The sequence below is a fragment of the Halosimplex litoreum genome, from assembly GCF_016065055.1.
GTDB lineage: Archaea > Halobacteriota > Halobacteria > Halobacteriales > Haloarculaceae > Halosimplex > Halosimplex litoreum.
Window position 1 is genome coordinate 1,618,858 of the sequence record NZ_CP065856.1, and the last position, 13,760, is coordinate 1,632,617.

General features: G+C 69.3%; 18 protein-coding genes. 12 read left to right on the plus strand and 6 right to left on the minus strand.

Annotated elements, in window-relative coordinates; translation table 11 throughout:
• Positions 1–15: 15 nt before the first annotated feature.
• Positions 16–855, plus strand: a complete 840-nt coding sequence (locus I7X12_RS08050) for an SDR family NAD(P)-dependent oxidoreductase (protein ID WP_198063321.1) — start codon at positions 16–18, stop codon at positions 853–855.
• 8 nt (positions 856–863) lie between these two features.
• On the opposite strand, the gene I7X12_RS08055 is transcribed toward I7X12_RS08050, so the two are convergent.
• Positions 864–2,081 carry an MFS transporter gene (locus I7X12_RS08055; RefSeq protein WP_198063322.1) on the minus strand — a complete coding sequence of 406 codons (1,218 nt, stop codon included), beginning with the start codon at positions 2,079–2,081 and terminating at the stop codon, positions 864–866.
• 163 nt (positions 2,082–2,244) lie between these two features.
• On the opposite strand from I7X12_RS08055, the gene I7X12_RS08060 reads away from it, so the two are divergent.
• Positions 2,245–2,622 carry a hypothetical protein gene (locus tag I7X12_RS08060; protein ID WP_198063323.1) on the plus strand — a complete coding sequence of 126 codons (378 nt, stop codon included), beginning with the start codon at positions 2,245–2,247 and terminating at the stop codon, positions 2,620–2,622.
• A 53-nt stretch (positions 2,623–2,675) separates the two neighbouring features.
• Here the strand turns inward: I7X12_RS08060 and sufU are convergent, their stop codons facing one another.
• Complete coding sequence (gene sufU / locus I7X12_RS08065; RefSeq protein WP_198063324.1) at positions 2,676–3,107, minus strand: Fe-S cluster assembly sulfur transfer protein SufU; 432 nt, start codon at positions 3,105–3,107, stop codon at positions 2,676–2,678.
• Between the two features lie 178 nt (positions 3,108–3,285).
• On the opposite strand from sufU, the gene I7X12_RS08070 reads away from it, so the two are divergent.
• Positions 3,286–4,533, plus strand: a complete 1,248-nt coding sequence (locus tag I7X12_RS08070; RefSeq protein ID WP_198063325.1) for a hypothetical protein — start codon at positions 3,286–3,288, stop codon at positions 4,531–4,533.
• 37 nt (positions 4,534–4,570) lie between these two features.
• On the opposite strand, the gene I7X12_RS08075 is transcribed toward I7X12_RS08070, so the two are convergent.
• The 4 genes from I7X12_RS08075 to I7X12_RS08090 all read right to left on the minus strand — a co-directional run bounded on the left by I7X12_RS08075 (position 4,571) and on the right by I7X12_RS08090 (position 8,644).
• Positions 4,571–5,338: an SAM-dependent methyltransferase gene (locus I7X12_RS08075; protein ID WP_198063326.1), complete on the minus strand. Its 768-nt coding sequence runs from the start codon at positions 5,336–5,338 to the stop codon at positions 4,571–4,573.
• A 60-nt stretch (positions 5,339–5,398) separates the two neighbouring features.
• Positions 5,399–6,088, minus strand: coding sequence for a ferredoxin Fer (fer, locus tag I7X12_RS08080; RefSeq protein ID WP_198063327.1), 690 nt, complete (start codon positions 6,086–6,088; stop codon positions 5,399–5,401).
• 675 nt (positions 6,089–6,763) lie between these two features.
• Positions 6,764–7,432, minus strand: coding sequence for a DUF192 domain-containing protein (locus I7X12_RS08085; RefSeq protein ID WP_198063328.1), 669 nt, complete (start codon positions 7,430–7,432; stop codon positions 6,764–6,766).
• Between the two features lie 36 nt (positions 7,433–7,468).
• The gene (locus I7X12_RS08090; protein WP_198063329.1) at positions 7,469–8,644 is read right to left on the minus strand and encodes a M20 family metallopeptidase; all 1,176 of its coding nucleotides are present in this window, start codon (positions 8,642–8,644) and stop codon (positions 7,469–7,471) included.
• Positions 8,645–8,787: 143 nt separating this feature from the next.
• On the opposite strand from I7X12_RS08090, the gene I7X12_RS08095 reads away from it, so the two are divergent.
• The 9 genes from I7X12_RS08095 (at position 8,788) to I7X12_RS08135 (ending at position 13,713) form a co-directional block, all read left to right on the plus strand.
• Positions 8,788–9,141 (plus strand): hypothetical protein, encoded by a 354-nt coding sequence (locus I7X12_RS08095; RefSeq protein ID WP_198063330.1) that lies wholly within the window; start codon positions 8,788–8,790, stop codon positions 9,139–9,141.
• A 67-nt stretch (positions 9,142–9,208) separates the two neighbouring features.
• Positions 9,209–9,478, plus strand: coding sequence for a hypothetical protein (locus I7X12_RS08100; RefSeq protein WP_198063331.1), 270 nt, complete (start codon positions 9,209–9,211; stop codon positions 9,476–9,478).
• Between the two features lie 52 nt (positions 9,479–9,530).
• Positions 9,531–9,842 (plus strand): hypothetical protein, encoded by a 312-nt coding sequence (locus tag I7X12_RS08105; protein WP_198063332.1) that lies wholly within the window; start codon positions 9,531–9,533, stop codon positions 9,840–9,842.
• 32 nt (positions 9,843–9,874) lie between these two features.
• Positions 9,875–10,603: a tetratricopeptide repeat protein gene (locus I7X12_RS08110; RefSeq protein ID WP_198063333.1), complete on the plus strand. Its 729-nt coding sequence runs from the start codon at positions 9,875–9,877 to the stop codon at positions 10,601–10,603.
• Positions 10,604–10,606: 3 nt separating this feature from the next.
• On the plus strand, positions 10,607–10,897 hold the full coding sequence (locus I7X12_RS08115) for a DUF424 domain-containing protein (protein WP_198063334.1): 291 nt from the start codon (positions 10,607–10,609) through the stop codon (positions 10,895–10,897).
• Positions 10,898–10,944: 47 nt separating this feature from the next.
• Complete coding sequence (locus I7X12_RS08120) at positions 10,945–11,112, plus strand: hypothetical protein (protein ID WP_198063335.1); 168 nt, start codon at positions 10,945–10,947, stop codon at positions 11,110–11,112.
• A 173-nt stretch (positions 11,113–11,285) separates the two neighbouring features.
• Positions 11,286–12,527, plus strand: a complete 1,242-nt coding sequence (locus I7X12_RS08125) for an aminotransferase class V-fold PLP-dependent enzyme (RefSeq protein WP_198063336.1) — start codon at positions 11,286–11,288, stop codon at positions 12,525–12,527.
• A 503-nt stretch (positions 12,528–13,030) separates the two neighbouring features.
• Positions 13,031–13,381, plus strand: coding sequence for a helix-turn-helix domain-containing protein (locus tag I7X12_RS08130; protein ID WP_198063337.1), 351 nt, complete (start codon positions 13,031–13,033; stop codon positions 13,379–13,381).
• Positions 13,378–13,713, plus strand: coding sequence for a hypothetical protein (locus I7X12_RS08135; RefSeq protein ID WP_198063338.1), 336 nt, complete (start codon positions 13,378–13,380; stop codon positions 13,711–13,713). Before I7X12_RS08130 ends, I7X12_RS08135 begins: the two co-directional genes overlap by 4 nt.
• Positions 13,714–13,760 lie beyond the last annotated feature (47 nt).

Consider the following 13,760-nt stretch of genomic DNA (forward strand, 5'->3'; position numbering starts at 1 on the left):
GCCGAACGCCGAGCCATGACAGGACGCGTGGCCGACAGCGTGGCCGTCGTCACCGGCGGCGCCCGGGGCATCGGCGAGGCGACCGCCCGGCGGCTGGCCGAGGGAGGCGCAGACGTGGTCGTCGCCGACGTACTGGGTGATCGGATCGAACGTGTCGCCGACGAGATCGCCGCCGACACCGGCCGCGAGACGCTGGCCGTCGAGTGCGACGTGGGCGAGGAGCGTGCAGTCGAAGCGATGGCCGACCGGGTCGCCGAGCGATTCGGTAGCGTCGATATTCTCGTCAACAACGCGGGGATCCGCGTCGACCCGAAACCGGTCACCGAGGCCGACGAGGACAGCTGGGATCGGATCCTCGCCGTGAATCAGAAGGGCGTGGCGTTCTGCGCGAAACATCTGATCCCGCTGATGACCGGCGAAGGGGACGGAGCCGAGAGCGGCGCGACCGAAGGGAACGGCTCGGTCGTCAACGTCGCGTCGATGGGCGCCGAAGTGGGCCGACCGGAGTGGGCCCAGTACGACTCGACGAAGGGCGCCATCGTCGCGATGACGAAGGACATGGCCTGCGACCACGCGCCCCAGGGAATCAGGATCAACGCGGTCTCGCCGGGCTACGTCGTCACCGAGTACCACCTGCCCGACGACCCCGAGGAAGCCCGCGAGTACCGCGACGAGCAGACGACGCCGAGCGCGGACGGACCGGGGATCCTCAAACGGGCGGCCGACCCCGGAGAGATCGCCGACGCCGTCCTCTTCTTGGCCTCCGAAGAAGCGTCGTTCGTCACCGGAACGAACCTGCGGGTCGACGGTGGGGTGTCGGCGGTCGGGACCGGCTTCGACTGGGACCCCGAGTAGGGGAGCGGTCACTCCGAGTCGGTGACCCACAGGACGAGCGTCAGCGCCGTCGCGGCGACGAGCGCAGCCGCGAGCAGCTGGAACGCGACGGTGAAGCCGGCGGTCTCGGAGAAGAATCCCACGACGGCGGGGGAGACGGCGCCGGCGACCATCAGCAGCGTCCGAACCACGCCGAGGCTGCCGCCGGCGACCGACTCGGGCGTGACCTCCATCAGGTACGCGCCCCGGACCGGTCGGTAGCCGTGGGCGCCCAGGCCGAGCAACACGACCGCGCCGCCTAGGACGAGGGCGCCGCCGGTCGCCGAGAACGCGAGCACGGCGATCATCCCGACGGTGGCGACCGCGAGCGTCAGGGCGAGGATCGGTTCGACCCCGAACCGGTCGCTGGCCTCGCCGGTGACGAGCTGGACGAGGCTGACCAGAAACAGGGCGCTAAAGAGGAGGTTCGCCGTCGCGGCGGAGACGGCGGTCTCCTCGGCGAGATACAGCGGGAGGAAAGCCACGGCGCCGTTGTACGTAAAGGAGAAGCAGATCGTGACGACGACGAACAGGGTGAAGCGGCGCTCGCGAAAGAGGGTGACGTATGCGCTCAGCGGGACGGACTCGTCGTCGCCGTCCTCGGCAGCCGCGGCGGCCGGTTCGTCGGGCAGCCGTCGCGGGGTGGCCCAGGCGAAGACGGCGGCGAGTCCGGCGCCGACGATTCCGGCGACCAGAAAGAGCGTCCGCCAGGGTGCGCCGAAGACGCCGGGGACCGCCGACGCGAGGACGACAGCGGCCGGCGCGGCGGCGCCGCCGAAGGTCCCGAACGTGTCGTAGATCCCCAGCGCGCGGCCGGTCCCGCGGGGGTAGGCGCGCGCGAGCAGGCTGACGCTGACGGTCTTGTAGGTGCCGGTCCCGGCGCCGACCAGCGCCATCGCACCGACGAGCGCCCACAGGGGGGTGTCGACCGCCAGCGCGAGCGCTGCGCCGGCGGTGACGAGTGCCCCGGCGGTGATCACCCGGACCGACCCGATCCGGTCGGCGAGCAGTCCCGACGGGAACTGCATCAGCGCGTAGACGAGCATCAGCGCCGTAAAGGCCGACCCGAGGACGGTCCGGGAGACGCCGTAGGTCGAGCCGATCGTCCCGAACAGCGGCGGGAAGGCGTAGCGGAGGAACTTCCCGAGAAACCACACCAGCGCGGTCGCGACGAGCGCGTCGAAACGGGCGAACCGGCGAGGGATCACCGGGTCGGCCCCCCTGCGGAGCGCGACCGCTGAGCGACGACGCGGTCCGGACGGTGGGTCGAACGCACGATATCGGAGAAGGCGGGCTCACGGGGAAATGCGTCCCGGTTCCGGCGAGCGCGACCCCGTCAGAGCCAAGGTTCTCGCGGCCGAATCCGTTGTCGTGCCAGACGATAGCGACGACGGGACCGACCGACCGAACGGCGGGCCGACACCGGAAATCGACGACACACCGACGGTCAGTTGCTCGCGCTGTGACCGCGAGTGGGACCTGGCCTACGAACTGGACGACCTCGGCGTCGGTAACCAGGCCGTCGAGCAGTTCGCGCTCGACCACAAGCGCCACACCGGCCACTTCCCCGACGACGTGCGTACCTGGCTCGCCTCCTGTCGCCGTTGTACCGAGCTGTCAGAACACCTCGCGCGCCACGCCGCCGAGCGCTGGGCGCAGACCCACGCCCGCCACACCCGCCACGTCGTCGAGATCCAACACGGAACCGGCGACGAGACGACCGTCGTCGAACCCGACGACGTGCAGTAAGCGAATCGGTGAGAGAACGGCAGTCCGTGGTCCGACCCGACCGGCGCGCGCGGTCAGTCCTCGTCGTCCTCGGTCGTCGTCTTCTCGACGTCCAGTTCGTCGAAGTAGATCTCCGCGCCGTCCTGTGCGACCTTCTCGGCGAGCACGGCGCACTTGACGCGCATCGGAGAGATGTCGACGCCGAGCATGTCGATCACGTCGTCCCTGTCCATCTCCTCCAGGTCCTCGACGGCCATCCCCGCCAGTTGCTCCGAGAGCATCGACGCGGAGGCCTGGGAGATGGCGCAGCCGTCGCCGCGGAACGCGACGGCCTCGATGACCTCCTCGTCGTCGTCGAGCACGACGTCCATCTCGATGGTATCGCCGCACATCGGGTTCTCGCCGACGTGGGTGAACGTGGCTTCCTCGATCTCCCCGTAGTTGCGCGGGTTCTTGTAGTGGTCGAGGATCTGCTGTCGGTACATGTCCGAGCCGCCGATACCCATTGTCGGCCGAGAGTATGCCCTACCGGCGGAAAAGGATTCCGAGGGAGCGGTTGTCACGCAACCGAACGATTTCACGGTATACGTTCTATACTGCCCGATCGGCCGGCGGCTTCGTGGCGTGAATCTACACCGAAGTTTATTACCTACCGTCCCGGAAATACAGCACAACCACAGGGCAATGTTCGACCGAGTAAACGACGCGATATCCGGTGGTGGGTCGGGGGAGGTCGACGCGGAGCACCTCGAAGGGCTGTTGCGCGACGGGGAGGAGCTGCAGCACGCGCTCGCCAACGACGGCACGATCGAGCACACGGAGGACGGTCGAACGACGACGATCGAATCGGGGGGCGGCCACGGGGCGTACATGCTCGTGACCGACGAACGGGTGCTGTGGGTGCTTGGCGACCAGCCCGAGGCGGCCGAGATCGTCTTCGAGATGAACCGGCTGCAGACCTGCCACGTCCGCAAGGGGCTGATCAACAGCAAACTCGAGATCCAGACCTACGACGAGACGGTCGTCTTCGACCCCGACGAGGGCGACGCCGAGGAGACCGAGGACTACATCAGCAACGTAGGCTCGTCGTGGGCGGACATGTCGAGCGCGCTCGCGCAGGCTCGTGACGCCATCGCCGCCTACGAGGACGCCTGCGAACGCGGCGACGACCCCAACCAGCACGCCCTGGCCGCTCGCTCGCAGTTCTCCCAGGCCCGCCGGTGTGCCACCCGCGAGGACCGCGCGCCCGAACAGAAGATCCGCGCGGAGATCCGTGAGGTGGTCGAGGAGCTGGCCCACACCCGCGTGACCGCCTGGCTCGACCGCGCCGAATCCAGATACGAGACGGTCGAGACGGCGCTCGACGAGGGACGCTACGGCGACGCCTGCGAGGCGTACGTCGACGCCGCCGAAGCCGTCGAGGAGAGTCGCGACATCGTCGACGACGTGGACGACGTACCGGAGGGCGCCGAGAGCCGGCTGGACGCCATCGAAGCCGATCTCAAGGAGGCCGGCGAGCGGTTCCTCGACGACGCCGCCGGCCGTTGCGAGACGGCGCTCGACGCCGAGGAGGCGACCGTCGCCGTCGACGCCTGGGAGGAGGCGTTCGACCGCTACCGCGCGGCCACCGACGCGGGCTGGAACGGCCACGCCCCCGTCTCGGGCGACGCGCTGGAGTACCAGCTCACCTGGGTGACCGCCGGCCTGCTCGAGGCGATGAGCACCCACGCCGCCGCGCTCGAACGCGAGGGCGACGAGGCCGACGACACCGACGAGGCCGGCGACCGCTACGGGGACGCCGAGGAGTGGTTCGAGCGCGCCCGGGACCTCGCCCGCGAACGCCCCCACCACGACGCCGACGAGTACGAAGCGGGACGGGACCGCGTCGAGGAGAAGCGCCTGGAGAGCGCCGGCTGGGAGTTCGGCGGCTGATCGCGGCGTTCGTTCGGTCCCACCGTCCGAGTCGTGCCTACCGCGCCACGACGACCACCCGCATCGACTCCAGCGTCAGATCGTCCCCGTCGAACCCGCCGAACAGCGTCACGTCCCCGAAGCCTGCGCGCTCGCAGAGTTCCCGGAGCACCGGCGGGGCGTACAGCCGATTCTCCCACTCCATCGTGTCGACGTGTTCGTAGCCGTCGCCGGTCGCGTCGAACACGTCCAGCGTCGTCGCGAACCGACTCGTCTCGACGTCGAACGCCTGACGGTAGACGGTCAGACGGTCGTCGTCCTCCGTGACCGTGGCCTCGTCGAACTCGGCGACGAACGCGTCTCGGTTCGACTGCTCGACAACGAGGACGCCGTCGTCGGCAAGCAGCGCGTGCGCGTCGGTCAGGACCGCCTCGTCGGTCTCGCGGCCGTAGTAACCCAGCGAGTTCCAGAACACCGTTATCAGGTCGTAACTCTCCGACAGTTCGTCCAGATCGCGCATGTCGCGGTGGCGGAAGGCGGTCCGGTCGGCGAGTCCGCGGTCGCTCGCCCGCTCGCGCGCCCGGTCGAGAAACGGCTCGGAGAAGTCCAGCCCCTCGGCCTCGACCCCGTGCTCGGCCAGCGCGAGGGCGTGCCGCCCGACCCCGCAGGCCACGTCGAGCGACCGCTCGGGCTCGCAGTCGTACTCCTCGGCGAGCACGTCGAGCAGGTCCGCGACCTCCGCGTCGGCCGCCGCGAACATGTCTTCGAACTGTTCCGCGAACAGGTCCGCCTGCTCGCGAAACAGGCGGTCGGCCCAGTGAGTCACGGTCGGCGAGACGGACCACGTCCGCAAAAATCCGGGGGAGCTGCGGTATCGGTCCCGGCGTCAGTCGTCGTGGGCCTGCTCGAACGGGCGCGGCGGGAGCAGCAGATCCTCCAGTTCGGGCATCGACTTGACGTTGTAGACGACCTGGAGTTCGTCGGTCACGGGCATCCCGTTGCAGGACAGCTGGAACCCCTCGTCGAGCATCTCTTGTGGGAGGACGTGGTCGACGCGGGTCCGCATGTCTCCTTTCAACACGATGATCGCGCAGTTCGCGCAGGCGCCGCCGCGACAGGCGAAGGGCCACGCGAACCCGTGGCGCTCGGCGGCTTCGAGCAGCGACTCACGCGGGCGGACCCAGAACTGGCCGTAGTCCTCGCGGTCGAGGCCGCCGTCTGCGGCGGTCTCCATGAGGTCCGCGTCGTCGAGGTCCCAGCCGTGGTCGTCGAGCACCGCGTAGTTGAGGTACTCGACCCGACAGCGCTGTTCGCGGCGCGGTTCCTCACCGTCTTCACCCGGCGACGCGGCGGCTTCGGCCCGCTCGGCCGGCGACCGGTCGTCGCCGTCGTCCTCGCCGACCGCCTCGCCGCCCCCGTCTTTGATCTCCTCGTAGGCGGACCTGACGAGCTGGAACTCGCGGGCCGACCCACCCTGGTCGGGATGGACGTCTTTGATCTTCTCCCGGTAGGCCTCCTTGATCGTCTCCTCGTCTGCGTCCGGCTCGACCGAGAGAACGTCGAACGGCGACTCCACGCGCGTCCCTAGCGGCAAGAGGCGCATAAACCCCATCTTTTTCGCGGAGGGGTGGGCAAACCGCGCCCACCCCTCCGCCAAAAACATGGGTGAAAAAGGCCGCATCTCGGCCTTCGGCCTCGATGCGGTGAACCGGCGCCTCCGGCGCCGGATGCTAACTACAGGCGATAGATTGAGCGATTGCGGTGGCGCGCGCTGGCGAGCGTGCCCGAGCACTGCGAGGGCCGCGAGTCCAAGCCGTGCGAGGGACGAACGAGCGAGCGGAGCGACCGAGTGAGTCGGCTGGGGAGGTGTGTGGCGCTGTGCGGTGCTGTGCGGTTCCTTGGAGGACTGAACGGGCGAGGCGCGCGTTGCGCGACCGAAGGGAGCGCAACGATCGGCCGAACGGGGAGCGAAGCGACCCGTGAGGCGCGCTCGCGCTTGCGTGGTCGCCTGAGCGGGCACTATTCGAGGGAGCGAAGCGACGGAGAATATCCCGTTCAGCGACCGCGAGCGCGGCGAGGGCTTTCATCGCTTGCTGTCCCTGATGAATGTGGTCGCTATCGGCTAACTTCCTTTCACACCACATCGACCAAAAACCACCGCTCAACTCGCATCACGCATTGATCCCTAGCCGGGAGGCAGTCGGTCGACTGGTCCGGATCGATTTCGCCCACCAACACTCACGCCGCGGACTCACAGGTCGAAGCGCAACACGTCGCCGACCTCGACGCCGCGGTCGGCCGTCCACCCGCGGTTGACCTCGAACACGTACTGGCCGCGGCCGGGATACGTCTGGTCCCCACCGTCCTCGTCCGGGCCGGGCGCGGGCGCGTGGTGTATCTCCGTGATAGCGCCCTCGTCGTCGGCGTAGACGATGTCGAGGCCGAAGTCCATCTCGCGCATCACGTAAGTGTGACTCCCCACCTCGTCGTAGACGAACAGCATCCCCATGTCTTCGGGCAGCGACTCCGTGTCGCTCAACCCGGTGTAGCGCAACTGGCCGGTGTCGGCGATCGCCGCCGTCACAGCCCCGAGTCGTTCCCCATCGGGCGTCGTCGCTCGAACAGTGGTCGTCTCGTAGCCGGGGAAGATCCCGCTGCCCGTTCCGGTATCGGTCACCGTCCCGGCCGCGCTCGGGGAGGCCGTCGCCGTGGGTGTCCCCGTCGGGGTCGACCCCTCCGTCTCGGTGGCCGTCGCGGTCGGGGTGGACGTCCCCGTCGACGTCGCCTCATCTCTCCCGTCGGTCGTCGTGTCGAGTCCCGCCCCGCCGTCGTCGGTTCCGCCGTCGGTCGACGCGCCGTCACCTCGACAGCCGGCCACCCCGGCGGCGACACACGCGGCGAGGAACGCTCGGCGTCGCATACTCGCCGTTAGAGCTGTCGGCTGATAAGCACGAGGTTAGCCGCTCCAGGACTCGGCGACCCCGCGGTAGATCCGGTAACAGCGGTCGAGGACGGGCAGTGAGACGCTCTCGGTCGCGGTGTGGGCTTCGCCGGGCTCGGAGGGGCCACAGACCACGCAGGTCGTCCCGGCGTCGGCGAGCCACCCGGCGTCGGTCGCGTGGGGTTTGACCACCTGCTCCGGCGCGCCGTCGCCGGGCGCATCTTCGTCCTCCCGTTCGTGTGCGTCGCGGGCCGCGGCCAGCACCGCGTCGGCGAAAGCGGCGTCGTCGCAAGCCATAGGCGGGAGGTCCTGGTCGACGGTCCAGGTGACGCCGTCGACCGTCTCCGTCCGCTCCAGCGGCGCGCGCTCGCCGGGTACGGTCCGCTCGTCGACGGTCACCTCGCAGCGCTCCGGGATCACGTTCCAGGCCGACCCGCCCTCGATCCCCGTGACCGCGACGCTCCCCGAGAGCTCGTGGCCCAGGACCTCTGTGGTGGGGAACGAGAGCTGGCGGACCGCGTCGACGGCGTCGGTCGCGCGGTAGACGGCGTTGACGCCCGAGTCGACCTCGCTGGCGTGGGCGGCCGTGCCCTCGGCGACGAGTGTCGACCCGCGCCGGCCCTTGTGGGCGACGGCGACGTCGGTGACGCCCGGCGCGGAGTAGCCGGTCGAGCCCTCGCCGACGACGGCGTAGTCGGGCGCGAACCCGTCGTCGATGGCCGCCCGCGCGCCGACGCCGCCGACCTCCTCGCCGACGAACGAGGCGAAGACGAGTTCGACCCCGTCCGGCACCTCGCTGTCCCGGAACGCGCACATCGCCGCGGCGACGGCGCCTTTCATGTCCGCGCTGCCGCGCCCGTGGAGCCGTCGGTCGGTGTCCCCGCCATCACCGTCGCTCTCCTCGCCCGCCGACTCCTCCCGAACGACGTACTCGCCGTCGTCGACCTGCGACTCGTCCGGCGGGACCACGTCGTGGTGGCCGACCAGCGCCAGCGAGGTCTCGCCCGAGCCCGTCCGGGCGATCACGTTGCCGCCGCGCTCGGTCTCGCCGGCGTCGTCGCGGGCCACCGCGGCGTCGGTGTGCTCGCGCAGCCAGCACTCGATGCGGTCGCCCGCCGCGACCTCCGACTCGTGACTGGGGATCGAGACGAGTTCGCGGGCGAGGTCCCGAACGTCCGCCTGCCGTTCCATGGCCGTCCCGTCGGGTCCCGTCGGCTTCAAGCCCCGCCTCCGGTGTCCGGAGCGCGTTCGGAACCCGAGCGGTGTCGCGCTGGGGGCGCGGTGCGTCGGAGCGGTCGCCACACTTAGGCGCCGGGGCGCAGTCACGGCCACGCATGGACGACTCCGCCGCCCTGCGCCTGACCCTCCGCCGCTGCACCGCGGTCGTCGTCGTCGGTCTCGGGTTGATCGCCGCGAACACGCACCCGTACGGCCCGAGCAACGGCTTCGGCTACCCCCTCGCCTACCTCGCCGTCGGCTACCTCGCACTGAGCTTCCTCGTCGGCTTCTTCGGGCGGGGCGCCGAGTCGGCCGACTCGGCTCGCGGGCCGCCGTCGGGTGGCGACGGCGGCGGGAACGGCGGAGACGACGCCGATTCCGACGACGGAACGGACGCCGACGGGGGCGACAGCGACGGCGACGGCTCGGAGCGCCCGCCGACCGCGACTGTCGGTGGCGGACGCTGGTAACCGAGCGAACGCCGGCGGTGTTCGGTTGACCGACAGATTTAGTCGTCTTCCGGTCGCGTCGGCGTGCATGGACGACGCGGCAAGTGCGGCCGATATCGCTGCCCTCGGCCGCACGATCCGGCGGTGTACGGCCGTGCTCGTGCTCACGATCGGTATCCATCTGCTGGCCATCACACCCGGTGAGAGCGACTGGGGCCTCGCGTTGGTGACCCTGGCCGGGTTCTACCTCTTCGCGAGCCTCACCTCCGTGGACGGAGAGGGCGCAGAGACCGACGGCGAGGAAACCGACGACGAGCCCGGAGAGGCGTCGCGGGTTCGGTCGGACCCGGGCGGCTGACGGCGAGCGAACGGACCGCCAGTTTTTCTCGGTGACCGACGCAGGGGCCTCTATGGACGAGACGGCCGCCCTCCGCACCACGATCCGCCGCTGTACGGCGCTGCTCATCCTCTTGCTCGCCTCGGCGTTCGGCCCGCTGAGCAACTACCAGTACGACGGGACGCCGTTCCTCGCGGGAGCGGTGATCTACCTCGTCGTGAGCGCGCTCGGTCGGTTCCCGGGGGAGGACCCGATCGTGGAGATCACCCCCGACGCGGGGACGGAGGCGGATCCGACCCCGAACTCGCCGACCGACTCGGAACCGGGGAGCGGGGCGGATCCGCCGACCGACTCGGACGGGACCGACCGCGAGCCCGGGACGTAGCCCTTAACCGGTCGGCTCGCGTACCCCGGGGTATGACCGACGACCGGGACGACCACGAGTTCTCTTCGGGGCAGGGCTTCGGCGACCCCTACGAGGGGTTCGACATCGACCCGCCGGAGTTCCACGTCGACACGAACAGAGTCGACCCCGTCGACTCGCGGGCCGTCACCGACCTCCTCGACGAGCGTAACCTCGCCGCCGACGAGGTCGACGCCGAACAGCTGCTCGACGTGGGGCTGAGCTACATCGGCATCAACCGCTACGAGCAAGCCACCGAGGCGCTCGAACGGGCCGCCCAGTTCGCCGACGACGAGAAGATCGAACAGGAGGCCCGGACGAACAAGGGCGCCGCCCACGCCGAGCTGGAGGAGTTCGACGCCGCCATCGGCGCCTACCGCGAGGCCCTCAACATCGACGACGACTCCGAACACGCCGCCACCGCCGAGACCAACCTCGCCTTCGCCCTCTGGGAGTCCGGTCGCACCGAACAGGCGCTCGAACACGCCGAGCGCGCCGTCGAGGTCGACCCCCGCTTCGCCCAGGGCTGGTACAACCGCGGCTTCTTCCTGCTGGAACGCGGCCTCGCCGAGGACGCCCGCAACGCCTTCGACAACGCGATCCGACTCGGCTTCCGCAACGCCGAGATCCTCGAAGAGAAGGCCCGCGCGCTGGAGGAACTCGGCGAGGACGACCGCGCCGAGGAACTGGCCGAGGAGGCCGACGAACTCCGCCAGGAGGCTGAGGCGGAGATGCTGGAGTAGGCGATGTTGCTCAACGAACGCGACACCGACGAGGGACTGCTCGTCTCCGTCTGCGACCCCGAGGACCTGGGCGAGACCTACGAGAACGGCAGTATCTCCCTGACCGTCGAACCGGACTTCTACGACGGCGAGGAGGCCAGCGAGGACGAGGTCGTCGACAGCCTCAAGCGCTGTACGACGGCCAACCTCGTCGGTGAGGAGACCGTCGACCTGGCCGTCGAACACGGCTTCGTCGACGAGGAGAACGTCCTCGACCTCGACGGGACGCGCCACGCGCAGTTGCTCTGGATGTGAGCGCGGCCACCGGAACGTTTCTGCCCTCCCCGTTGATACACAGACCTATGCCCGATCGCGGAAACTCCGGACGAGATCCCGACGGCGACGGCGAGCCGGACTCGAGTTTCCCGCTCCGGACTGCGAGCGCCGGTCGAAACGAGTGGTCGAACACGACACCGACGGACGCCGGCGAAGCGCTGTTGGGTTCTCTCGACTCGGACGAGGAGGCTTGATCGACCGCATCGGGACGAGGAGGCTCGATCGACCGCATCGACCCCGGGTTCGGCTGTTCATCTCGGTATCGTTGCGACCGCCTCTCGCTCGTCGACGGGTAGCTTTTCGAACCGCAAACGCGAGTTCGCGCGAACCGAAGGAATGTTGCCCGTCGAGCGCCTACTGTCGAGTAATGGGAGTGTCAGAATCGGAGTCGCTCGACGTCGAGCGCATCCGCGGGGACTTTCCGATCCTCGAACGGAAGTTCGCGGGGGAGCAACTCGCTTACCTCGACAACGCGGCGACCAGCCAGACGCCCGACCAGGTCGTCGACACCATCGCCGACTACTACCGCCACACGAACGCCAACGTCCACCGCGGGCTCCACCAGCTGAGCCAGGAGGCCTCGATCGCCTACGAGGACGCCCACGACCGCGTCGCCGACTTCATCGGTGCCGACGGCCGCGAGGAGGTCGTCTTCACCAAGAACACCACGGAGTCGATGAACACCGTCGCCTACGCGTGGGGGCTCGCGGAACTCGGCCCCGGCGACGAGGTCGTGATGACCGAGATGGAACACCACGCCGCGCTGGTCACCTGGCAGCAGATCGCCAAGAAGACCGGCGCCGAGGTCAAATACGCCCGCGTCGACGAGGAGGGGTATCTCGACATGGACCACCTCCGCGAGCTCGTCACCGACGACACCGAGATGGTCAGCGTCGTCCACGTTTCGAACACGCTGGGCACCGTCAATCCCGTCTCGGAGATCGCCGACGTCGCTCACGACCACGACGCGCTGTGTTTCGTCGACGGCGCCCAGTCGGTCCCGCACATGCCCGTCGACGTGAAGGACATCGACGCCGACTTCTTCGCCTTCTCGGGCCACAAGATGTGCGGCCCGACGGGCATCGGCGTCCTCTACGGCAAGGAGGAGCTGCTGGAGGAGATGCAGCCGTATCTCTACGGCGGCATGATGATCGAGAAGGTCACCTTCGAGGACTCGACGTGGCACGAACTGCCCTGGAAGTTCGAGGCCGGGACGCCGGTCATCGCCCAGGGCATCGCGCTCGCCGAGGCCTGCGACTACCTCGACGACATCGGCATGGAGAACGTGCAACGCCACGGCGAGCGGTTGGCCGAGTACGCCCACGACCGGCTCTCGGAGTTCGACGATATCGACATTCTGGGTCCGCCCGGCGACGACCGGGCGGCGCTGGTGTCGTTCAACCTCGGGAGCGTCCACGCCCACGACGCCTCGGAGATCCTCAACGACTTCGCCGTCGCGGTGCGAGCCGGCGACCACTGCACCCAGCCGCTGCACGACAAGCTCGGGGTCCCCGCCTCGACGCGCGCGAGCTTCTACATCTACAATACGGAGGAAGAGGTCGACAAACTGGTCGAGGCGCTCGACACCGCGCGGGAACTGTTCGCCTAACGGTCGGCGGCAGCGTTCGGCGCCGTAGGCGCCGATTCCTCGCGGTGAGCGAACGCAGTGAGCGAGCCGCGCTTTTTCACCCACGTTTTTCGAGGAGAGGTATCCGCAGCGAGCGAAGCGAGCGAGGATACCCGACGAGAAAAAGGTGGTCGCACGAACTGGTCGAGGCGCTCGACACCGCGCGGGAACTGTTCGCCTAGCGGTCGGCGGCAGCGTTCGGCGCCGTAGGCGCCGATTCCTCGCGGTGAGCGAACGCAGTGAGCGAGCCGCGCTTTTTCACCCACGTTTTTCGAGGAGAGGTATCCGCAGCGAGCGAAGCGAGCGAGGATACCCGACGAGAAAAAGGTGGTCGCACGAACTGGTCGAGGCGCTCGACACCGCGCGGGAACTGTTCGCCTAGCGGTCGACGGCAGCGTTCGGCGCCGATTCACCGCTCGACCGGGCGTTTCGCGCCTCGCGAACTGCGACGGGGGCTTATCTACGCGGGCGGGAAACGGGTGGATGTGAGCGATGCGCCGCCGCCGGACGAGACGCTCGCGCTGCTGGGCGACGAGTACGCCCGCGCGATCCTCATCGCCACACGGAGCGAACCCATGACAGCCGACGCGCTCGCGGAGGCGCTCGACGCCGCGCCCTCCACCGTCTACGACCGCATCGACGACCTGACCGGCGCCGGGTTCCTCTCCGAGGCGACCCGCACCGACGACAGGGGCAACCACTACGCGGAGTATCGCGCCCGCCTCGACCGGCTGGGCGTCGAACTCACCGACGAGGGGTTCGAGCTCGCGGTGAGCCACCGCGACCGCGACGAGACCGCCGCGCGACTGCACGCCCTCTGGGGTGATCTGCGGTGACTTCGGCCGGGACGCTGGCGATGCTCATGTCGCTGGTTCAGGGCCTGATCGTCGTCGGGACGCTCGTCGTCGTCGGCAAGGCCGCGGTCGCCTACCGCCAGCACGACAGTCGTCCCATGTTGCTGCTGGCGGCCGGCCTCTTCCTGGTGCTGATCGCGCCGCCGGCGTTCGAGACGCTGGCCGGCGCGCTGTTCGACGGGACGCTCCCGACGAGACGGGTCGGTGGCAGTCCCCCGACGGCGGCGACGGTGTTCGCGTTCGTCCTCGTCGAGGAACTCCTTCGTCTGGCCGGCGTCGCCGCGCTGCTGGGGTCGCTGTACGTCCGGGAGTGAGCGACTCCCCGATCGGGGGCGGTCGTTGACCCGTGTTTTGATACGGA